The organism is Bradyrhizobium altum (assembly GCF_020889705.1).
GTDB lineage: Bacteria > Pseudomonadota > Alphaproteobacteria > Rhizobiales > Xanthobacteraceae > Bradyrhizobium > Bradyrhizobium altum.
The window spans coordinates 1-21,528 of record NZ_JACMYP010000104.1; the positions used below are offsets into that span (position 1 = coordinate 1).

The window sequence follows — 21,528 nt, forward strand, 5'->3', positions numbered from 1 at the left end:
GTCATGCGCACTCGTCAGTTGCGCAATCCGCGTCCACCGCACCTCACACCGCGTTCGTGACGATTGCGAAGCGCCCCTCGATCGGGTGAGACGCACATATTGAACATCTGAGTTGGGGTACGCGTCAAGAGCAATTTCGGAAACGGCGAATATTTCTACCGCGAGAATTCGTGGCATCGTAGGGCGGGTTAGCGCAGCGTAACCCGCCATTGTCGCCCGAGCGCAGCTCATCGACCGGTGATGGACCGGCGGTGGGTTACGCCTTCGGCTGACCCACCTTACATTCCGCGCGGCCAACTATCGGGCAAAATCCGGCTGCCAGTGGCGCAGCTCGCGCGCGGCGTAGGTGACTGTGCCGATCGTCGTGTAGGACGCTGCTTCCAGCATCATGTTGCGCGCGAGCTTGAGGCTGCGCGCCTCGCAGATCGCGCGCTGCTTCTCGTCCGCAATCCACTCGAAATCGATGTTGTGCGCAAGGCCAAGGATGCGCCGGATGGTCTTAGCCGCGGCAAAGCCGACCGTGTCCTGAAACAGCCGCGCCATATAGGCCTGTCGTTCCGCCTCCAGCCGCGCGGCCCCCGCTTCGCCTGCGAACAGCGACACCGGATAGCCGTCGCCCTTGGCCTCGTTGCGCCACAGCGCGAGAAATTTTCGCGAGAATTCGGTCCAGACGCCCTCGATGGTTTCCAAGAGCCAGGCCTCGAATGACGCGCGCTCGCCCGCCGTGCGCTCGTGGCCGGCGGAGGCCAGATAGGCCATCAAGAGATTGCCGATGACGGCGCCGATGTCGAAGCCCATCGGGCCATAGAAGGCAAACTCGGGATCGATCACCTTGGTCTCGCTATCCGTGACCATGATCGAGCCGGTGTGCAGGTCGCCGTGCAGCAACGCCTCCGGGCTCGCCATGAATTTCAGCTTGAGCCTGGAGATCGCGACATGCAGGTCGAGATCCTCGCGGAACGCCTCAGCCGTCGCGTCGAGATACGGTGCGGTCCAGCGGTTCTGCTCGGCGATGCGATAGGGGTCGGTGAAGATCAAATCCTCGGTGATCTTGCAGAGCGCGTGGTTGCCGACGAAATCGGCGATCCCCTGCTTCTTTTCCGCGGCCGACAGCGCCAGATCGGACGTAAGGAACAGCGTCTGCGCCAGGAATGTCGAGATATCCTCGACAAAGCGCGGATAACGCGTGGCGCCGATCAGGCCCTTGCGCATGATGATGTGGGGCTCGAGCAGCTCCATCGCGGTGAGCGCAAGCGGCGCGTCATGATGCAGCACCGCCGGCACGAGCTTCGATGCCAGCCGCGCCTGATGCACCAGCGCCAGATGCTCATAATGGGCTCGCGACAGCGGGAGCGGCCAGCTCTCGCCGACCAGCCGCACATAGGGCAGCGCCTGCTTGACGGCGATGCCGCCGCTGCTGCCCTTGACGATGAAGACGAGGTTGAGATTGCCGTCACCGACCTCACTGATCGACCAGCCGGCTGGCGCCCCGCCAAGCTGCGTGACGATGGCGGGAAGGCTCGCTAGATAGTCGCGCAGATCGGCTTCCCGCAGGATTCGATATGGACTGGCCCCGGAGGAGCCTGGTTGCGCCTGCAGGTTCATTGTGGCCCCTCCTTCGACTGCCTCGGGGCGAGGTTGGTCCTCACTCCCGTTCCAGGAAATTCTAGCCGACGTCGGCCTTTCTCCTGACCGGATCATAGTCGCAGTAAACGCTGTCGGCGACCAGCGCATAGCTTGCGATGAAGGTGCCTCTGTCAAGCTTGACCGGGTCCAAGCCGATCACCGCGGTCTGCTTCCGCTGTTCCGTTTCAACCAAAACTCCGCCTCCGGTCTCTGAAACTTCATGTCAATTTCTCCCGAGCGCGGTAATGATCATCACCCGATCTCCCAGGATCATGCGAGCTGGTAACCGGCCCGTCGCCGGATTGTCCGTAGGGTGACGGGATTTGCGTACCGTCAAGATGGATGTAAATTGCGGGTATCGAAACTTGTCGATCCGCACCGGGGGCTTCACCGGATCGGCCCCGAAACGGGTCGCACGATGACCGACGACACCGAGACCATTTCGCTGCGTCACACCATGGTCGACGGCGTCCAGCAGGGCGACGATTATGAAGTGATCTGGCGCGGCCTCCCGGTCGGGAGGATCATGCGGCAGCAGGACAGCCGGCAATGGTGGTGGGGCTGCAACGTCTATGGCCGGCCGCCGGCAAGCGGCGACAGAGGTCCCGCGATCGATTTCAAGGATGGTCAGGTCCGCTTCAAGCTTGCCTGGGCTCGGCTCAGGCCGACCCTAACCGACGAGCAGATCGCCGTCGCGACACGCCATGCGGAAGGGCTGCTGAAGCAGACTGCCGCGCAGACCGAGGCAACCAAGCCGGACGTGGTTCAGGTCATGCAAAACAGCCGTGGGGCGCTTCGGCATCGTGTGCTCAAACCCGGCACCATCGAATTCAACGGCGGCGCCATCGACTGCGTGATCCGAAACATCTCGGAGACCGGCGCCGCGCTCGAAGTCACCAGCCCGGTCGGCATCCCCGAGACCTTCAACCTGTTGATTCCCGGCGATCACAGCAAACGCCAATGCCGGGTCGCCTGGCGCAGGGAGCGCCGCGTCGCGGTCAGGTTCACGTAATCCTTCGGCTCGTGACACGACTCCTTCCGAACTCCGCGCTAAAGCATGATCCGGAAAAGTGCGAAGCGGTTTTCCGAAAAGACCATGCTCAAACAAAGAGCTAAAGCGCGATGACGATTCAACCCGATCTCATCGCGCTTTAGAACGGCATCCCCATCAGCTTCGACAGCCGCTCGATCGAGAGATAGCCGGCATAATAGGCCCACATGCCGATCGCGAAGATCACGGCCGAGATCAGCGTGGTCCACAACAGCTTGCGGCCCATTCGCGCCATGATCGGCGCGCCGGGATCGGTGCCGGGCGCGCCGACGCCGTCCTCATGCTGGCTGCGGATGCCGAACGGCAGCGTCAGGAACAGGACGAGCCACCAAAGGACGAAGTAGATCGCAAGCCCGGTGGAGATCTGGTACGCCATGTGGGCTCAGGCCTGTTCGATCTCGACCAAAGCGCCGGAAAAGTCCTTGGGGTGGAAGAACAGCACCGGCTTGCCGTGCGCGCCGATCTTCGGCTGGCCGTCGCCCAGCACCCGCGCGCCCTCGGCAATCATGCGGTCGCGGGCCGCGATGATGTCGGGCACGTCGTAGCAGACATGGTGGATGCCGCCGTCGGCGTTGCGCTCGACGAACTTCGCGATCGGCGAGGCCTCGCCGAGCGGCTCGATGAACTCGATCTTGGTGTTGGGCAGCGTCACGAACACGGTGATGACGCCATGCTCCGGCAGCGGCACCGCGTCAGAAATCTCGGCATTGAAGGCCGTGCCGTAGATCTTGGCGGCCTGCCTGGCGTCCTTGACCGCGATGGCGACGTGATTGAGGCGGCCCAGCATATCTCTCTCCCTTTGTCGTTGCGCACGCCTTAAGGGCATGTGTCAGACCGTCAGAACGTGCACGACGCAGATCGGCTTCTTGCCCCACTGCTCGTTCAGCGCGGCCCGCACCGCACGGCGCACCGATTCCCCGAGTGCGTCCGGATCGCGGCGCCGCGGCCGGGGCAGGCCCTCGATCGTCGATACCACGACATCGAACACGATGTCGTCGAACAATTCGCCCGCGGCATTTTTCTCCGGCATGCGACGAGATCAACCTCGGGATCGTCGACCATCTCGCCCTGCGCGGTCATGGCGACGGCGACGAAGGCGCAGCCGGCAAAACCCATCCGCCGCCGCTCGACCACGGCGCGCGACTTGGAGTCCTCAAGGATGGTTCCGTCCTTGTAGAGCCGCCCCGATGGTACTTCGCCGACGATGCCGGGATCTCCGGGCCCGAGCTTGACGAGGTCGCCGTTGCGGCAGGTCAGGACTTTCGGGACACCCGCGGCGCGCGCCAGCTTGGCGTGCTCGGCGAGATGCAGCGCCTCGCCATGCACGGGGATCAGGAGCTGCGGCCGCACCCAGGAGATCATGTCGCGCAGCTCGTCGCGACGCGGATGGCCGGAGACGTGCACCAGATGCTCGCGGTCGGTGATGATTTCGACGCCCTGCGTCACCAGCCCGTTGATGATGCCGGCGACCGCCTTCTCGTTGCCGGGAATGGTGCGGGAGGAGAAGATCACGGTGTCGCCCCTGTTCAGGGTCACCTGCGGGTGGTCGTTGTTGGCGATCCGCGCCAGCGCGGCGCGGGGTTCGCCCTGGCTGCCGGTGCACAGCGCCAGCACCTTGTCGGGCGGGAAATGGCCGTAATAGTCGGCGCTGCGAAATTTGTGCGAGCCGTCGAGATAGCCGCATTCGCGCGCGACCTGCACCACGCGCTCCATGGCGCGGCCGACCACGACGACCTCGCGATCGGCGGCGTTCGCGGCGTCCGCCACCGCCCTCACGCGGGCGACATTGGAGGCGAAAGTCGTGACTGCGACCCGGCCCTTGGCTGCCTTGACCAGCTTCTTGATGGTGGCGGCAACCTCGGTCTCCGAGGGCGAGCGCCCGTCGCGCACCGCGTTGGTGGAATCGCCGACCAGCGCCAGCACGCCTTCGTCACCAAGCTCGCGCAGCCGCCGCTCGTCGGTCGGCAGGCCGATGATCGGGGTCGGATCGATCTTCCAGTCGCCGGTGTGCAGCACGGTGCCGACATCGGTCTTGATCGCCAGCGCATGCGATTCCGGGATCGAATGCGCGACCGGGATGAACTCGACATTGAACGGGCCGATATCGACCCGGCCGCCCGACGGGATCACCGTGATCGGGATTTTGGGCGGATTGCGCTCGGCGGCGCATTTGGCCTCGAACAGCGCCGCGCTGAACTGCGTCGCGTAGATCTTGCAGCCGAGCTTCGGCCAGAGATCGACGATCGCGCCGAAATGGTCCTCATGGGCGTGCGTCAGCACGAGGCCCATCAGATTGTTGCGCTCCTTCTCCAAGAAGCGGACATCCGGCATGATCAGGTCGATGCCCGGCAGATGCTCCTCGTCGCCAAAGGAGACGCCGAGATCGACCGCGAGGAACGAGCGCTGGTGGCGGTTGCCGAGCCCATAGATCGACAAATTCATGCCGATCTCGCCGACACCGCCGAGCGGTGCAAAGGTAAGCTCGTCAGGTCGCGCCATCAGTTGGCCCTCACTGTGGCTGCGGAGCCGAAATAGACCTCGCCGGCCGTTACGGGCAAGCGCTGCCCGGCCGCGGTGCGGACGATCAGGCAGCCGGTGTCGTCGATGGTGTCAAAGGTACCTTCAACGGTCGCCGTGCCGGTCTGGACCGCGACCTTGTCGCCGAGGCCGGCTGCGCGCTCCAGCCACAGCCTGCGGATCTCCGGGAAGCCGCGGCCATCGTCCCAGATGCCGCGAAACTCGACCCAAGCATCCGACAATTCCACAAACAGCTCTTCCGCACCGATCTGGATGCCGAGCGCAGCGAGCGATACCGCAGGCGTCGGCGTGCCCTCGGGCGCCGCAATGACGTTGGTGCCGATGCCGACGACGACTGCAAGCCGGTCGCCGACCGCCTCGGCCTCCAGCAGGATGCCCGAGAGCTTCTTGCCGTTGGCCAGCACGTCGTTCGGCCATTTCAGGGTGAATTTCGGGCTGTCCGGCCCGAGCCGCAGCGCCGCCTCGATGCTGACCTTGCGCAACGCGGCCTCGAGCGACAGCCCGGCGGCAAAGCCGAGCGTCGCGGCAACCGCCGGCTGAACGTCGGTCACCTCGAGAATGCTGCTGGCGAGATTGCCGCGCGGTGCGACCCAGACCCGCTGACGGCGTCCGCGGCCAGCGGTCTGCTCCGGCGTCACGAACCACATCGGCCCACGCTCGCCATCGCGCGCGCGCAGCATCGCCTCGGCATTGGTCGAGCCGATCTGATCGAAGGCGGCGAGCTTGGTGCCCGCCGCAATGGCCCGAGGTCCGAGCGTGAAGGTCATGTCAAGGTTATGCGCATGATCCGGTCCGAAAGCCAGCCTCCGTGTCCGGAATCATACGCGTCAGGGCCGCGTGACGCGGCCCTGAGTTGTTTTTTTGACGCGTTTTCCTCACGCGAACCGGTGTCCACTTCGCTCGAAAACGCTTTAGAACAGCGACTTCGCCGCCGCCGTGGCCACGCTCACTAGCGGTCCCGGATAGGCGAAGAAGAAGATATTGAAGATGCCTGCGACCGCCAGCACGGTGCGCAGCTCGACGCGGACCGGGTCGAGTTTGCCGAGGGGCTGGTCGAAATACATCACCTTGACGATCGACAGATAATAGAACGCGCCCACCACGCTGGTCAGCACGCCGATCACTGCGAGCGTGAACAGGTTGGCCTTGATCGCGGCGACGAACACGTACCATTTGCCGAAGAAGCCGGCGAGCGGCGGCACGCCGGCCAGCGAGAACAGCAGCATCGCGAAGACGAAGGCGATCAGCGGGTTGGTGCGGGACAGGCCGGCGAAATCACTGATCTGCTCCAGCGCCTGGCCGTTCCGCTTCATGGCAAGGATGATCGAGAAGGTGCCGAGCGTCATCGCGACATAGATCGCGATGTAGATCAGGACGCCCTGCGCGCCCTCGACCGTGCCGGAGGCGAGGCCGACCAGCGCAAAGCCCATATGGCCGATCGAGGAATAGGCCATCAGCCGCTTGATGTTGGACTGGCCGATCGCGGCGAACGAGCCCAGCGCCATCGAGGCGATCGCCACGAACACCAGGATCTGCTGCCACTGGGTAACGATGCCCGGGAACGCGGTCAGCGTCGCACGGGTGAACACGGCGAGCGCGGCGACCTTCGGGGCCGAGGCGAAGAACGCCGTCACCGGCGTCGGCGCGCCCTCATAGACGTCCGGCGTCCACATATGGAACGGCACCGCCGAGACCTTGAAGCAGAGGCCGGCGAGCAGGAACACCAGGCCGAACACGATGCCGATGCTGCCGGTGGTTGCGGCCGCCGCGATGCCGGCGAAGCTGACGGTGCCGGTGAAGCCGTAGATCAGCGAGGCGCCGTAGAGCAGCATGCCCGACGACAGCGCGCCGAGCACGAAATACTTCAGGCCGGCCTCGCTCGACTTGGCATTGTCGCGCTGGCTGGCGGCAACGACGTAGAGCGCAAGGCTCATCAGCTCGAGGCCGAGATAGAGCGAAATCAGGTCGCCGGCCGAGATCAGCACCATCATGCCGAGCGTCGACAGCAGCACCAGGATCGAGAACTCGAAATTACGGGTCGACGGCTGGGACAGGTACTCGGTCGACAGGATCAACGTTGCCGCCGAGGCGATCAAAGCGAGGATCTTCAGGAAGCGGGCGAAGTCATCGACGATGAAGCTGCCGCCGAAGGTGACGAGCTTGCCGGCCGGCAGCCAGAGCTCCAGCACGCCGGTCAGGACCAAGAGACACACCGCGAGCGCGGTGATCAGCCGGGTCGTCCCCTGCCCGCGATAGGCTCCGATCATCAACAGCACCATGGCGCCGACCGCGAGCACCAGCTCCGGCAGCACCGGCTGCAACTGATAACCTGCACTGGAAAAGCTCATGGCGGCGGCCTTACTGCGTAACCAGCGCGGCTGCCTTCACGGCAGTCACGGCGGTGTTGTAATTGTTGACGAGTTGCTGCACCGAGGCGGCCGACATGTCGAGCACCGGCTTCGGATAGACGCCGAACAGGATGGTCAGCGCGATCAGCGGAAACAGCGTCACGCATTCGCGGAAGGTCAGATCCTTGATCGACATCAGCGACGGCTTGACCAGCGCGCCGAACACCACCTTGCGGTAGAGCCAGAGCGCGTAGCAGGCCGACAGGATCACGCCCGTGGTGGCGAAGAACGCCGTCGGCAGCGAGATCTTGAAGGTGCCGAGCAGCGTCATGAACTCGCCGACGAATCCGCTCGTGCCCGGCAGACCGACATTGGCCATGGTGAAGACCATGAAGGTCATCGCGTAGAGCGGCATCCGGTTGACGAGGCCGCCATAGGCCGCGATCTCGCGGGTGTGCATGCGGTCGTAGACGATGCCGACGCAGAGGAACAGCGCGCCGGAGACGATGCCATGCGAGATCATCTGGAACATGCCGCCGGCGACGCCCTGCGTGGTCACCGCGAAGATGCCCATGGTGACGAAGCCCATATGCGCGACGGACGAGTACGCGATCAGCTTCTTCATGTCCTCCTGCATCATCGCCACCAGCGAGGTGTAGATGATGGCGATGACCGACAGCGTGAACACGAATGGTGCGAAGTCGTGCGAGGCCAGCGGGAACATCGGCAGCGAGAAGCGCAGGAAGCCGTAGCCGCCCATCTTCAGCAGGATGGCGGCCAGGATCACCGAGCCCGCCGTCGGCGCCTCGACGTGCGCGTCAGGCAGCCAGGTGTGCACCGGCCACATCGGCATCTTCACCGCGAATGAGGCGAAGAAGGCGAGCCACGCCCAGGTCTGCATCGAGCGCGGCACCGCGGTGTGCATCAGGGTCGGGATATCGGTCGTGCCGGCGTTCCAGTACAGCGCCATGATGGCGAGCAGCATCAAGACCGAGCCGAGGAACGTATAGAGGAAGAACTTGAACGAGGCGTAGACCCGGCGCGGACCGCCCCAGACGCCGATGATCAGGAACATCGGGATCAGGCCGCCCTCGAAGAACAGATAGAACAGCACGAGGTCGAGCGCCGAGAAGGTGCCGACCATCAGCGTTTCCAGGATCAGGAACGCCATCATGTATTCGCTGACGCGCTGCGTCACCGACTTCCAGCTCGCGATGATGCAGAGCGGCATGATCGCGGTGGTCAGGATGATCAGCGGCAGCGAGATGCCGTCGATACCCATATGATAGGTGATGCCGGTGGCGAGCCAGGACGTCTTCTCGACGAACTGGAAGTCGGACTGCGCGGGATCGAAGCGCGCGACCAGGATCAGCGACACCGCGAAGGTGATCAGCGTGGTCCACAGCGCGATCCAGCGTGCCGTGCGGCTCGCGGTCTCGTCGCCGCCCCGCGCCAAGAGGTAGACCAGGATCGCGCCGACCGCCGGCAGGAAGGTCGTGACGGAAAGGATGGGCCAGGTTGTCATTTACTGGCCTCCCAAGCCGAACATGAACCAGGTGATCAATCCGGCGGCCCCGATCAGCATCGCGAACGCGTAGTGATAGAGGTAGCCGGTCTGCAATTTCACGACGTTGCGGGTGACGTCGAGCACGCGGGCCGAGACGCCGTCCGGACCGAAGCCGTCGATGACGAAGCCATCGCCCTTCTTCCACAACGTATAGCCGAGCCACTTCGCCGGGCGCACGAAGATCCAGTCGTACAGCTCGTCGAAGTACCATTTGTTGAGCAGGAACTGGTACAGCATCGGCTGCTGGTTCGCGAGCTCGACCGGCAGATACGGCCTGCGGATGTAGAACAGATACGAGACGAACAGGCCGAGCGCCATCATCACGGTGGGCAGCGGCGCGAGCCAGCTCGGCATGTGCTCCATGTCCTCGAGGATGTGCGGATTCATCTTCACGGACTCGCGGAAGAATTCCTCGACGCCGTGCGGGCTGGCGAACACTTCCTTGAACGGCAGACCCGCCAGGATCGAGCCGGCGGCGAGCACGCCGATCGGCACCAGCATCCACACCGGGCTCTCATGCGCCGCCTCGTAGTGCTTCTGGTCGTGCGGCTCGCCGAAGAACGTCTTGAAGATCAGACGCCAGGAGTAGAACGAGGTCAGGCCGGCAGCCACGATGGTCAAGAGATAGGCGTAGGTCGCGAACGGGTTGTGCGCAGCGTAGGCCGCCTCGATGATCGCGTCCTTGGAGAAGTAGCCGGCGAACAGCGGGAAACCGGTCAGCGCCAGGGTGCCGATGCACATCACCGCAAACGTGTACGGGATCTTGCGCCACAGGCCGCCCATGTTGCGGATGTCCTGCTCGTGGTGCATCGCGTAGATCACCGAGCCTGAGCCCAAGAACAGCAGCGCCTTGAAGAAGGCGTGCGTGAACAGGTGGAACATGCCGACCGAATAGGCCCCGGCTCCCATCGCCACGAACATGTAGCCGAGCTGCGAACAGGTCGAGTACGCGACGATGCGCTTGATGTCGTTCTGCACGAGGCCGATCGTGGCGGCGAAGAACGCCGTGGTCGCGCCGAAGAACATCACCACCGCCTGCGCGGTCGGCGACAGCTCGAACAGTGGCGACAGCCGCGCCACCATGAAGACGCCGGCGGTGACCATGGTCGCGGCGTGGATCAGCGCCGACACCGGGGTCGGGCCTTCCATCGCGTCCGGCAACCAGGTGTGCAGCAGGAACTGGGCCGACTTGCCCATCGCGCCCATGAACAGGAACAGGCAGGTCAGCGTCAACGCATCGACCTGATGGCCGAAGAAGTTGATGGTCTTTCCGGTCAGCCCGGGCGCCGCGTGGAAGATGGTCTCGAAATCGGTCGAGCCGACCAGCGCGAAGATCGCGAAGATGCCGAGCGCGAAGCCGAAGTCGCCGACGCGGTTGACCACGAAAGCCTTGATCGCGGCCGCGTTCGCCGACGGCTTCTGGTACCAGAACCCGATCAGGAGGTAGCTCGCAAGGCCGACGCCCTCCCAGCCGAAGAACAGCTGCACGAGGTTGTCCGAGGTCACCAGCATCAGCATCGCAAAGGTGAACAGCGAGAGATAGCCGAAGAAACGCGGCCGGTTCGGATCCTCGTCCATGTAGCCGATGGAGTAGAGGTGGACCAGTGCAGACACGGTGTTGACCACGACCAGCATCACGGCCGTCAGGGTGTCGATCCGCAGCGACCATGCGACCTGCAGATCACCCGAGGTGATCCAGGGCAGCAGCACGACGCGGGCGTCATGATGCATGAAGCCGACATCGACCAGCGCGAACCAGGACAGCGCCGCGGACACGAACAGCAGGCCCGTGGTGATCAGCTCTGCCAGTCGCGATCCCGCCGCTGGCGGCTCGGACACGTGATGATCGTCATGGCCATGATCATCGTCATGACCGTGATCGTCATGGCCCGCCGAGGCGTGAGCGTCGCCATGCGCGTCGTCGTGATGATCGACGGTGTCGCCGCTCGGGCAGCGCGCGTGCGCGCCGGTCAGCGAGATAATCCCCGCCAGAATGGCGCCCAGCAGAGGCAGAAATACGATTGCCTGGTACATCGGCGCGTTAGCCCTTCATCAGATTGACGTCTTCAACCGCGATCGAACCGCGGTTGCGGAAATACACCACCAGCACGGCGAGGCCGATCGCGGCCTCGGCCGCCGCCACCGTCAGCACCAGCAGCGCGAACACCTGGCCGACGATGTCGCCGAGGAAGGTCGAGAACGCCACCAGGTTGATGTTGACCGAGAGCAGGATCAGCTCGATCGACATCAGGATGACGATGATGTTCTTGCGGTTGAGGAAGATGCCAAGGATCCCGAGCGTGAACAGGATCGCGGCGACCGCCAGATAGTGCCCTAGCCCGATCGTCATTTCACCCACTCCGCCGCATCGGCATCCTGCAGGCCCTGCCCCGACGCCACTTTGCGCATCGCCATCGCCATTTCGGGCGTGCGCGCGTTCTGAACGTTGATGTTCTGCCGCTTGACGTTCGCCTTGTGGCGCAGCGTCAGCACGATGGCGCCGATCATGGCGACCAGGAGCACCATGCCGGCGAGCTGGAAGTAATGGATGTACTTCGTATAGAGCACGAGGCCGAGCGCCTCGGTATTGCTGACATTGGTCGGGATCGCCGCAGTGATCGTCTTGGTGACCTGCGGATTGATAACCCAGGCGCCGACGACGAGCAGCAGCTCGAACAGGAAGATGCCGCCGATCACGATGCCAACAGGCAAATACTGGATGAAGCCCTCGCGCAGTTCGACGAAATCGACGTCGAGCATCATGATCACGAACAGGAACAGCACCGCGACCGCGCCGACATAGACCACGATCAGCATCATCCCGAGGAACTCGGCGCCCATCAGGATGAACAGCCCGGCCGCGTTGACGAAGGCCAGGATCAGGAACAGCACGGAGTGCACGGGATTGCGCGAGACAATCACCATGACCGCCGAGGCCACGCAGGCCGCGGCAAACAGATAGAAGAACAGCGCCGGAAGGATCATGCCCTCACCTCAACGGTACGGCGCGTCGAGCGCGATCGACTTCGCAATCTCACGCTCCCAGCGGTCGCCATTGGCGAGCAGCTTCGCCTTGTCATAGTAGAGCTCCTCGCGGGTCTCGGTCGCGAATTCGAAATTCGGTCCCTCGACGATGGCGTCCACCGGGCATGCCTCCTGGCACAGGCCGCAATAGATGCACTTCACCATGTCGATGTCGTAACGCACCGTGCGGCGGGTGCCGTCGTTGCGGCGCGGGCCGGCCTCGATCGTGATCGCTTGCGCCGGGCAGATCGCCTCGCACAGCTTGCAGGCGATGCAGCGTTCCTCGCCGTTCGGATAGCGGCGCAGCGCGTGCTCACCACGGAAGCGCGGCGAGATCGGGCCCTTCTCGAAGGGATAGTTCAGCGTCGGCTTCGGCTTGAAGAAATAGCGCATGGCGAGGACGAACGCCGAGACGAATTCCGAGAGTAGAAGCGAGCGGGCTGTTGCGTTGACATTGACACTCATGACGGCCTCACTTCGGCGCGATGCCGGCGAACTGCAGCACGCCGGCCACGATCACCACCATCGCCAGCGACAGCGGCAGGAACACCTTCCAGCCGAGCCGCATCAGTTGATCGTAGCGGTAGCGCGGCACGATCGCCTTCGCCATCGCGAACATGAAGAACATGAAGAACACCTTCAGGGCGAACCAGATGATGCCCGGAATCCAGGTGAACGGCGGCAGATTGACCGGCGGCAGCCAGCCGCCCAGGAACAGGATCGACGCCAGCGCGCACATCGTGGTGATCGCGACATACTCGCCGAGCATGAACAGGAGATACGGCGTCGAGCCGTATTCGGTCATGAAGCCGGCGACCAGCTCGGATTCAGCTTCGACCAGGTCGAACGGCGGACGGTTGGTTTCCGCCAGCGCCGAGACGTAGAACACCACGAACATCGGGAACAGCGGCCACACATACCAGTTCAGGATGGTGAGCTGCGGCAGGCCGATCAGGTGCGCGAGCCCGCGGGTGTTCTGGGCCTCGACCACCGCCGACAGGTTCAGCGAGCCGACGCAGAGCAGCACGGTGATGATGACGAAGCCGATCGAGACTTCGTAGGACACCATCTGCGCAGCGGAGCGGAGCGCGGCCAGGAACGGGTACTTCGAGTTCGACGACCAGCCGGCCATGATGATGCCGTAGATCGACAGCGACGAGATCGCGAAGATGTAGAGCACGCCGACATTGATGTCGGAAATCACCCAGCCGAGATTGAACGGGATCACGGCCCAGGCCGCCAGCGCCAGCACGCAGGAGACCAGCGGCGCCAGCAGGAACACGCCCTTGTTGGAGCCGGACGGAATCACCGGCTCCTTCAACACGAATTTCAGGAGGTCGGCGAAGGATTGCAGCAATCCGAACGGGCCGACCACGTTGGGGCCGCGGCGGATCTGCACCGCCGCCCAGATCTTGCGGTCGGCGAGCAGGATGTAGGCGATCGCGATCAGCAGCACGACGAGCAGCAACAGGCTTTCCGCGACCATGATGATCAGCGGCCAGAGGAAGCCGGTCCAGAACGCGCTTGCGAAGAATTCAGCCATCAGGTCACGCTCACTCCGCTGCCGTCAGCATTCGGCCCGACGCCAGCCGCGAGCATTCCGCCATCACGGCAGAGGCCCGCGCGATCGGGTTGGTCAGATAGAAGTCCTCGACCGTCGGCTTGAACGCCGCCTTGTCGACGGCACCGCCCTTGCCCGCCAGCGCCTTGACGTCGTCGGGCTTGCCGGCCTCGATCTGGTCGAGCCGCATCAGGTGCGGATAGGTCTTGAACATCACCTGGCGCAGCGCCTGCAGCGAGTCGAACGGCAGCTTCTTGCCGAGCACGTCGGACAGCGCGCGGATGATCGCCCAATCCTCGCGGGCTTCGCCCGGCGGGAATGCGGCACGGTTGGCGATCTGGGCCCGGCCCTCGGTGTTGACGTAGATGCCGGACTTCTCGGTATAGGCGGCGCCCGGCAGGATCACGTCGGCGCGGTGCGCGCCCTGGTCGCCATGGGTGCCGATATAGACCACGAAGGTGCCGTCCGGCGCCTTGATCTCGTCGGCGCCGAGCAGGAACAGCATGTCGAGGGTGCCGAACGTCGTCATCTGCGCCGTGGTCAGGCCGCCGGCCGAAGGCGAGAAGCCGATATCGAGCGCGCCGGCGCGCGAGGCGGTGTCCTGCAGCACGGCAAAGCCGTTCCAGCCGTCCTTCAGCGCACCGACATCGACGGCGAGCTTGGCCGCCTGCGCCAGCACCGCCGCGCCGTCATGCCTGGTGTAGGCGCCGGCGCCGACCAGGATGATCGGGTTCTTGGCGTTCTTCAGCACGTCGGCAAACGAGTGCTTGCCGGCCACGAGGTCCGCGAGCGTGTCGGTGCCCGCACCGAGATAGTCGTGGTCGTAGGTGAAATCGGCCTTGGCGCCGATCATGCCGACCTTGAGCCCGCCGGTGCGCCAGCGCTTGCGGATCCGCGCGTTCAGCACCGCCGCTTCCTTGCGCGGATGCGAGCCGATGATCAGGATCGCGTCGGCCTGGTCGATGCCGGCAATCGTCGGGTTGAAGATATAGGAGCCGCGGCCAGCCTTGGCGTCGAACGCGTCGCCGCCCTGCACCGCCAGGTTGACCGAGCCGAACTTCGCGAGCAGCTCCTTCAGCGCATACATTTCATCGACCGCGGCGAGATCGCCGGCGATCGCGCCGATCCGCTTGCCGTCGGTGCGGCCGCCCTTGGCGGCGATGGCAGCAAAGGCTTCCTGCCAGGTCGTCGGCTTGAGCTGGCCGTTCTCACGCACATAGGGACGGTCGAGGCGCTGCGTGCGCAGGCCGTCGACGACGTGGCGGGTCTTGTCGGAGATCCACTCTTCGTTCACCGCCTCGTTGATGCGCGGCAGGATGCGCATCACCTCGCGGCCGCGGGTGTCGACGCGGATCGCGGAACCGACGCCGTCCATGACGTCGACCGACTGCGTCTTGCCGAGCTCCCAGGGCCGCGCCGCGAAGGCATACGGCTTCGAGGTCAGCGCGCCGACCGGGCAGATGTCGACGAGATTGCCCTGCAGCTCCGAGCTCAGCGCCTGCTCGAGATAGGTGGTGATCTCCATGTCCTCGCCGCGCCCGGTCGCGCCCATTTCCGGCGCGCCGCAGACTTCGGCGGAGAAGCGGACGCAACGCGTGCACTGGATGCAGCGGTTCATCGAGGTCTTGACCAGGGCGCCGAGATACTTGTCCTCGACCGCGCGCTTGTTCTCGGCGAAACGGCTGGTGTCGACGCCGTAGCCCATCGCCTGGTCCTGCAAATCGCACTCGCCGCCCTGGTCGCAGATCGGGCAGTCCAGCGGATGGTTGATCAGCAGGAATTCCATCACGCCTTCGCGCGCCTTCTTGACCATCGGCGAACGGGTCGAAATCTCCGGCGGCTCACCCTTCGGTCCCGGACGGCAGTCGCGCACGGCCCAGGCGCAGCTCGCGACCGGCTTCGGGCCGCCCTTCACCTCGACCAGGCACATCCGGCAATTGCCGGCGATCGACAGCCGCTCGTGATAGCAGAAGCGCGGAATCTCGGCGCCGGCCGCCTCGCACGCCTGCAACAGCGTGTACTCCGGCGGCACATCGATCTCTTTGCCATCGACGATGATCTTGCTCATGTCTCTTCTCTACTCCGCCGCGACCATGTGGACGGGATCACGAACGCCCTGATCGTCGAGATCGGCCTTGTGCGAATACTGATCGATGCGCTCTTCAATCTCGTGACGGAAGTGCGCAATCAGACCCTGGATCGGCCACGCTGCTGCGTCGCCGAGCGCGCAGATGGTGTGGCCCTCGACCTGCTTGGTGACTTCGAGCAGCATGTCGATCTCGCGCTTGTGGGCGCGGCCGTCGGCCATGCGGGTCAGGACACGCCACATCCAGCCGGTGCCCTCGCGGCACGGCGTGCACTGGCCGCAGCTCTCATGCTTGTAGAAATAGGAGATGCGCGCGATCGCCCGGATCAGGTCGGTCGACTTGTCCATCACAATCACGGCCGCGGTGCCGAGGCCCGAGCGCAGCTTGCTCAAACTGTCGAAATCCATCGGCGTGTCGATGATCTGCTCGGCCGGCACCATGCGCACCGACGAGCCGCCGGGGATAACCGCCTTCAGATTGTCCCAGCCGCCGCGAATGCCGCCGCAATGCTTCTCGATCAGCTCGCGGAACGGAATCCCCATCGCCTCTTCGACGTTGCAGGGCCGCTCGACGTGACCGGAGATGCAGAACAGCTTGGTGCCGACATTGTTCGGCCGGCCGATCGCGGCGAACCAGGCGGCGCCGCGGCGCAGGATGTCGGGCGCGACTGCAATCGACTCGACATTGTTGACGGTGGTCGGGCAGCCATAGAGGCCGACATTGGCCGGGAACGGCGGCTTCAGCCGCGGCTGGCCCTTCTTGCCCTCGAGGCTCTCGAGCAGCGCGGTTTCTTCGCCGCAGATATAGGCGCCGGCGCCGTGCGCGACATAGATGTCGAACGGCCAGCCGTTGATATTGTCCTTGCCGACCAACTTGGCCTCATAGGCCTGGTCGATCGCCGCCTGCAGCCGCTCGCGCTCGCGGATGAACTCGCCGCGGATGTAGATGTAGCAGGCATGTGCGCCCATCGCGAAGCTCGCGAGCAGGCAGCCTTCGACCAGGAGATGCGGATCGTGCCGCATGATCTCGCGGTCCTTGCAGGTGCCGGGCTCCGACTCGTCCGCATTGACGACGAGATAGCTCGGACGGCCGTCCTTGGATTCCTTGGGCATGAAGGACCACTTCATACCGGTCGGGAAGCCTGCACCGCCGCGGCCGCGCAGGCCCGAGGCCTTCATCTCGTTGATGATCCAGTCGCGGCCCTTGTCGATGATCCCCTTGGTGCCATCCCAGGCGCCTCTGCGGCGCGCGCCTCGAGGCCCCAATCATGGAGGCCGTAGAGGTTCTTGAAGATGCGGTCCTTGTCGTCGAGCATGCTCAAAACTTTCCGAACATCACCGATTGGCTTGGGAGTAAGCGAGCCCGGCAGCACAGCCGCCGAACACGATGGCCCACAACAGGCTGGATTCCAGCGTCGCGCTCAGGCCGTAACGTTGCAGCAGGAACATGAAGCCCGCCGCGACAGTGGTATGCAGGGCGATCGTGCGCCAGGCCTTCATCGCAGCGCCCCTCCCCACCTTGTTTTCCTGCCCGTTTGCCTGCACCTGAAAGCCCCCCATCAGGTGGTTTCCTTCAGCGTCGTCGGCCCGCCTTCGGGGGCCGAGAACTGACGGTCGACCTGTGGGCCCGGCTTCGGCGGATTGCCGGCGGCAAAGCCGTCGAGCACCTTGCCGAAGCTTTCCTTGGTCAGGTCCTCATATGTGTCCTTCCAGATCAGCACCATCGGCGCGTTCACGCAGGCCCCCAGGCACTCGACCTCTTCCCACGAGAAGTTGCCGTCCTTCGACAGCTGGAAGGGGTCGTGATGGATGCGATGCTGGCACACCTCGATCAGGTCGGCGGCGCCGCGCAGCCGGCACGGCGTGGTGCCGCAGACCTGGACATGCGCCTTCTTGCCGACCGGCGAGAGCTGGAACATGGTGTAAAAGGTCGCGATCTCCAGCATGCGGATATGCGGCATCTCGAGCAGGTCGGCGACGGCGCGGATCGCCGCTTCCGAGACCCAGCCGTCATGCTGCTCCTGCACGCGCCACAGAATCGCGATCGCAGCCGAAGCCTGACGGCCCGGTGGATATTTCTCGATCTGCTTCTTGGCCCAGGCGAGATTCTCGTCCGTGAACGTGAAGCTCGCGGGCTGCAATTCCTTCGGGGCAAGGCGGCGGACGGACATCGATCAAACTCTCATTGCGCGCGGTGCGGATGCGGACATCATCACCGGTCGACCTCGCCGAACACGATGTCCAGCGAGCCAAGGATGGCGGAAACGTCGGCCAGCAGATGGCCCTTGCAGATGTGATCCATCGCCTGCAGATGGGCGAAGCCCGGCGCGCGGATCTTGCACTTGTAGGGCTTGTTGGTGCCGTCGGCGACGAGATAGACGCCGAACTCACCCTTCGGCGCCTCGACCGCGGCGTAGACCTCGCCGGCCGGCACGTGCACGCCTTCGGTGTAGAGCTTGAAGTGATGGATCAGCGCTTCCATCGAGCGCTTCATGTCACCACGGCGCGGCGGCGCGATCTTGTTGTCCTCGACCACGACCGGGCCCTGCGCGTCCGCACCCTTCAGCTTCTGGATGCACTGCTTCATGATGCGCACCGACTGGCGCATCTCTTCCATGCGGATCAGGTAGCGGTCGTAGCAGTCGCCGTTCTTGCCGATCGGAATGTCGAAATCCATCTCGGCGTAGCACTCATAAGGCTGCGACTTGCGCAGGTCCCAAGCCGCGCCCGAGCCGCGCACCATCACGCCGGAGAAGCCCCACTCCCAGGCCTCCTTGAGCGGCACCACGCCGATATCGACGTTGCGCTGCTTGAAGATGCGGTTGCCGGTCAACAGCGTGTCGAGGTCGTCGACGACCTTGAGGAACGGATCGCACCACGCCTCGATATCGTCGATCAGCTTTGGCGGCAGGTCCTGGTGCACGCCGCCGACGCGGAAGAACGCCGCGTGCATGCGCGAGCCCGAGGCGCGCTCGTAGAACACCATCAGCTTTTCGCGCTCTTCGAAGCCCCACAGCGGCGGGGTGAGCGCGCCGACGTCCATCGCCTGCGTGGTGACGTTGAGCAGATGCGACAGGATGCGGCCGATCTCGCAATACAGCACCCGGATCAGCTGACCGCGGCGCGGCACCGTGATGCCGAGCAGCTTTTCCGCCGCGAGGCAGAACGCATGCTCCTGATTCATCGGCGCGACATAATCGAGCCGGTCGAAATAGGGAATCGCCTGCAGATAGGTCTTGTGCTCGATCAGCTTCTCGGTGCCGCGGTGAAGCAGCCCGATATGCGGATCGACGCGCTCGACGACTTCGCCGTCCAATTCGAGCACCAAACGAAGCACGCCGTGCGCAGCAGGATGCTGCGGGCCAAAGTTGATGGTGAAATTGCGAAGATTCTGTTCGTTCATGATCAGGCCTTCGGTTCCGCCTTCGCCTTTTCGTCACCCGGCAAGAGGTAATCGGCACCTTCCCACGGAGACAGGAAATCGAACTTGCGGAATTCCTGGTTGAGCCGGACCGGCTCGTACAGCACCCGCTTCTCCTGGTCGTCGTAGCGAACCTCGACGAAGCCGGTCAGCGGGAAATCCTTGCGCAGCGGATGGCCGTCGAAGCCGTAATCCGTCAGCAGGCGGCGCATATCCGGATGCCCGATGAAGATCACGCCGTAGAGGTCGTAGGTCTCGCGCTCGAACCAGTCGGCGCCGGGGAACACGCCGATGATCGACGGCACCTGCGTGGTCTCGTCGGCCTGGCCGCGTACTCGGATGCGTGTGTTCAGCGTCGGCGACAGCAGATGATAGACGACATCGAAGCGCTTTTCGCGGCTCGGATAGTCGACCGCGGTCGCGTCGGTGAAGTTGACGAAGCGGCAGTTCGGATCGTCACGCAGAAAAGTGACGACGTCCACGATTCTGCCAATCTCGACGTCGATAGTGAGTTGATTGAACGCGACCGAGTGCGCCGTGGCGGCGCCCGGAAGCGCGCTCACGATCGTCTGCCCAAGGGCGTCGAGCTTGCCGTCGTCCATGCCTGAAACCTTAGCGTTCGATAGTGCCGATACGGCGGATCTTCTTCTGCAGCAGCAGCACGCCGTAGAGCAGCGCTTCCGCCGTGGGCGGACAGCCCGGCACGTAGATGTCGATCGGCACGATGCGGTCGCAACCGCGCACCACCGAGTACGAATAGTGGTAGTAGCCGCCGCCGTTGGCGCAGGAGCCCATCGAGATGACGTAGCGCGGCTCCGGCATCTGGTCGTAGACCTTGCGCAGCGCAGGCGCCATCTTGTTGGTCAGGGTGCCCGCAACGATCATCACGTCGGACTGCCGCGGCGAGGCACGCGGTGCAAAGCCGAAGCGCTCGACGTCGTAGCGCGGCATCGAGACCTGCATCATCTCGACCGCGCAGCAGGCGAGACCGAAGGTCATCCACATCAGGGAGCCGGTGCGCGCCCAGGTGATGAGGTCGTCGGCCGCCGCGACGAAGAAGCCCTTGTCGGACAGCTCGTGATTGACCTCGAGGAAAAACGGATCATTGGCGCCGACCGGCTTGCCGGTCGACGGATCGAGAATGCCTCTCGGAGCTTGCGCAATCGCCGGCTGCGAGGATGCGGCGGTGGGGCTCAATCCCATTCGAGCGCGCCTTTCTTCCATTCATACGCGAACCCGACCGTCAGCACGGCCAGGAACACCATCATCGACCAGAAGCCGGTCTCGCCCAGTTTTCCGAACGCCACTGCCCATGGGAACAGGAACGCCACTTCGAGATCGAAGATGATGAAGAGGATCGCCACCAGATAGAAGCGGACGTCGAACTTCATGCGGGCGTCGTCAAAAGCGTTGAATCCGCATTCATAGGCGGACAGCTTTTCCGGATCCGGCGACTGGAACGCGACCAGGAACGGCGCGATCAGGAGCGCCAGCCCGATCAGGCTCGCGACCCCGATAAAGACCACAAGTGGGAGATAATTTTGCAGGATGCCGGTCATCGGCGAGGCCTTCTTGCTGCGGTTTCGGACGTGCCGCAGATTCGTTGATTGGAATTGTTCTTGAGGCTTTAGCGCAGCGCAACAGGGGGCGCAAGACAAGCTATTTTGACGCTTTTACCGCCCCTTGCCGCGGGCTGATGGCCTCATCGGGCGGATGCGCTGCCTCGATGGGCAACGCTGCGCCGGCCACCCGGTGCCCTGCGCTCTCCCCATATCAGCCCAGCTCCCTTTCGGCAGCGAGCATCTCGGCCGCGGTCAGCGTCAGCCGGTCGATATGTCCGAGCAGCAACTCAAGATCCTGCGGGCCGAGCTGTTCCAGCAGGCGCCGGTTTCGCTCCTGCGCCCCGGCCACAATGGCGTCATGGGCGGCGAGCCCGGCTTTGGTGAGGGAGACAAGTGTTTCCCGATTGTCACGAGGGTTGGCGGCCTTGGCGACCAGCTTGCGCGCGACGAGCTCGGCGAGCGCCCGGCTGATCTGGCCCTTGTCCATGCCGACGGCTTCGGCAAGCCGCACCACGCTCATCGGCGGCCGCCGGCCGAGCGAGGCAACCAGGCCGAACTCGACCGAGGACAGGCCGGTCAGCCGCTTGTAGCGCAGCAGCGCACCGCGCCTGAGCAGATTCGCCAGCACCATCAGCCGCGACGACATCATCGCGGTGATCGGCGCCAGCTCGGCATCGACCACCGCCTCCGGCGGCAAGGCCCTCGCAGTCCTGAGCTTCTCGGTCATCGCCAACCTCTGCCAAC

At 64.3% G+C, this 21,528-nt stretch carries 21 protein-coding genes and 2 pseudogenes; 1 reads left to right on the plus strand and 22 read right to left on the minus strand.

The genetic code is table 11. From position 1 onward, the window contains the following. Window positions 1–297 precede the first annotated feature (297 nt). Both mtnK and H8B02_RS23840 read right to left on the minus strand, forming a co-directional pair. The gene (gene mtnK / locus H8B02_RS23835; RefSeq protein ID WP_229168529.1) at window positions 298–1,605 is read right to left on the minus strand and encodes an S-methyl-5-thioribose kinase; all 1,308 of its coding nucleotides are present in this window, start codon (window positions 1,603–1,605) and stop codon (window positions 298–300) included. Window positions 1,606–1,666: 61 nt separating this feature from the next. Continuing rightward, window positions 1,667–1,819, minus strand: a complete 153-nt coding sequence (locus tag H8B02_RS23840; protein ID WP_229168530.1) for a hypothetical protein — start codon at window positions 1,817–1,819, stop codon at window positions 1,667–1,669. A gap of 225 nt (window positions 1,820–2,044) precedes the next feature. Between H8B02_RS23840 and H8B02_RS49055 the strand changes: the two genes are divergently transcribed. Further along, window positions 2,045–2,638, plus strand: a complete 594-nt coding sequence (locus H8B02_RS49055) for a PilZ domain-containing protein (protein WP_376711707.1) — start codon at window positions 2,045–2,047, stop codon at window positions 2,636–2,638. Window positions 2,639–2,777: 139 nt separating this feature from the next. Here the strand turns inward: H8B02_RS49055 and H8B02_RS23850 are convergent, their stop codons facing one another. The 20 genes and pseudogenes from H8B02_RS23850 to H8B02_RS23945 form a co-directional block, all read right to left on the minus strand. After that, complete coding sequence (locus H8B02_RS23850) at window positions 2,778–3,053, minus strand: DUF1467 family protein (protein ID WP_229168531.1); 276 nt, start codon at window positions 3,051–3,053, stop codon at window positions 2,778–2,780. 6 nt (window positions 3,054–3,059) lie between these two features. Further along, window positions 3,060–3,464 (minus strand): methylmalonyl-CoA epimerase, encoded by a 405-nt coding sequence (gene mce / locus H8B02_RS23855; RefSeq protein WP_092114633.1) that lies wholly within the window; start codon window positions 3,462–3,464, stop codon window positions 3,060–3,062. A 42-nt stretch (window positions 3,465–3,506) separates the two neighbouring features. Next, window positions 3,507–5,176 (minus strand): annotated as a pseudogene (locus tag H8B02_RS23860) (ribonuclease J). Beyond that, window positions 5,176–5,982 (minus strand): biotin--[acetyl-CoA-carboxylase] ligase, encoded by an 807-nt coding sequence (locus H8B02_RS23865; RefSeq protein ID WP_229168532.1) that lies wholly within the window; start codon window positions 5,980–5,982, stop codon window positions 5,176–5,178. The pseudogene H8B02_RS23860 and the gene H8B02_RS23865 overlap by 1 nt, the downstream one beginning before the upstream one ends. Window positions 5,983–6,126: 144 nt before the next feature. Beyond that, complete coding sequence (nuoN, locus tag H8B02_RS23870) at window positions 6,127–7,563, minus strand: NADH-quinone oxidoreductase subunit NuoN (protein ID WP_092114636.1); 1,437 nt, start codon at window positions 7,561–7,563, stop codon at window positions 6,127–6,129. Between the two features lie 10 nt (window positions 7,564–7,573). Next, entirely contained in the window at window positions 7,574–9,088 is a 1,515-nt protein-coding gene (locus tag H8B02_RS23875; protein ID WP_212314858.1) for an NADH-quinone oxidoreductase subunit M, read from the minus strand. Continuing rightward, the gene (gene nuoL / locus H8B02_RS23880) at window positions 9,089–11,164 is read right to left on the minus strand and encodes an NADH-quinone oxidoreductase subunit L (RefSeq protein WP_229168533.1); all 2,076 of its coding nucleotides are present in this window, start codon (window positions 11,162–11,164) and stop codon (window positions 9,089–9,091) included. 7 nt (window positions 11,165–11,171) lie between these two features. Beyond that, the gene (gene nuoK / locus H8B02_RS23885) at window positions 11,172–11,480 is read right to left on the minus strand and encodes an NADH-quinone oxidoreductase subunit NuoK (RefSeq protein WP_016841823.1); all 309 of its coding nucleotides are present in this window, start codon (window positions 11,478–11,480) and stop codon (window positions 11,172–11,174) included. Further along, window positions 11,477–12,115, minus strand: coding sequence for an NADH-quinone oxidoreductase subunit J (locus H8B02_RS23890; protein ID WP_229168534.1), 639 nt, complete (start codon window positions 12,113–12,115; stop codon window positions 11,477–11,479). The genes nuoK and H8B02_RS23890 overlap by 4 nt, the downstream gene beginning before the upstream one ends. A 9-nt stretch (window positions 12,116–12,124) precedes the next feature. Further along, complete coding sequence (gene nuoI, locus H8B02_RS23895) at window positions 12,125–12,619, minus strand: NADH-quinone oxidoreductase subunit NuoI (RefSeq protein WP_097673576.1); 495 nt, start codon at window positions 12,617–12,619, stop codon at window positions 12,125–12,127. A gap of 7 nt (window positions 12,620–12,626) precedes the next feature. Further along, a complete protein-coding gene (gene nuoH, locus H8B02_RS23900; RefSeq protein WP_229168535.1) occupies window positions 12,627–13,697 on the minus strand; it encodes an NADH-quinone oxidoreductase subunit NuoH in 1,071 nt (356 codons plus the stop codon). 10 nt (window positions 13,698–13,707) lie between these two features. Further along, window positions 13,708–15,783, minus strand: a complete 2,076-nt coding sequence (nuoG, locus tag H8B02_RS23905; protein WP_229168536.1) for an NADH-quinone oxidoreductase subunit NuoG — start codon at window positions 15,781–15,783, stop codon at window positions 13,708–13,710. A 9-nt stretch (window positions 15,784–15,792) separates the two neighbouring features. After that, window positions 15,793–17,117: pseudogene (gene nuoF / locus H8B02_RS23910) on the minus strand (NADH-quinone oxidoreductase subunit NuoF). A 19-nt stretch (window positions 17,118–17,136) separates the two neighbouring features. After that, complete coding sequence (locus H8B02_RS23915) at window positions 17,137–17,361, minus strand: hypothetical protein (RefSeq protein ID WP_176531012.1); 225 nt, start codon at window positions 17,359–17,361, stop codon at window positions 17,137–17,139. Continuing rightward, entirely contained in the window at window positions 17,361–17,972 is a 612-nt protein-coding gene (nuoE, locus tag H8B02_RS23920) for an NADH-quinone oxidoreductase subunit NuoE (RefSeq protein ID WP_229168537.1), read from the minus strand. The genes H8B02_RS23915 and nuoE overlap by 1 nt, the downstream gene beginning before the upstream one ends. Window positions 17,973–18,013: 41 nt before the next feature. Next, window positions 18,014–19,204, minus strand: a complete 1,191-nt coding sequence (locus H8B02_RS23925) for an NADH-quinone oxidoreductase subunit D (protein ID WP_229168538.1) — start codon at window positions 19,202–19,204, stop codon at window positions 18,014–18,016. A gap of 2 nt (window positions 19,205–19,206) precedes the next feature. Continuing rightward, the gene (locus H8B02_RS23930) at window positions 19,207–19,824 is read right to left on the minus strand and encodes an NADH-quinone oxidoreductase subunit C (RefSeq protein WP_229168539.1); all 618 of its coding nucleotides are present in this window, start codon (window positions 19,822–19,824) and stop codon (window positions 19,207–19,209) included. 10 nt (window positions 19,825–19,834) lie between these two features. Beyond that, the gene (locus H8B02_RS23935) at window positions 19,835–20,425 is read right to left on the minus strand and encodes a NuoB/complex I 20 kDa subunit family protein (protein WP_050402390.1); all 591 of its coding nucleotides are present in this window, start codon (window positions 20,423–20,425) and stop codon (window positions 19,835–19,837) included. Then, window positions 20,416–20,781: an NADH-quinone oxidoreductase subunit A gene (locus H8B02_RS23940; RefSeq protein ID WP_229168540.1), complete on the minus strand. Its 366-nt coding sequence runs from the start codon at window positions 20,779–20,781 to the stop codon at window positions 20,416–20,418. The genes H8B02_RS23935 and H8B02_RS23940 overlap by 10 nt, the downstream gene beginning before the upstream one ends. Before the next feature lie 214 nt (window positions 20,782–20,995). Next, on the minus strand, window positions 20,996–21,511 hold the full coding sequence (locus tag H8B02_RS23945; protein WP_212314868.1) for a MarR family winged helix-turn-helix transcriptional regulator: 516 nt from the start codon (window positions 21,509–21,511) through the stop codon (window positions 20,996–20,998). Window positions 21,512–21,528: the final 17 nt, after the last annotated feature.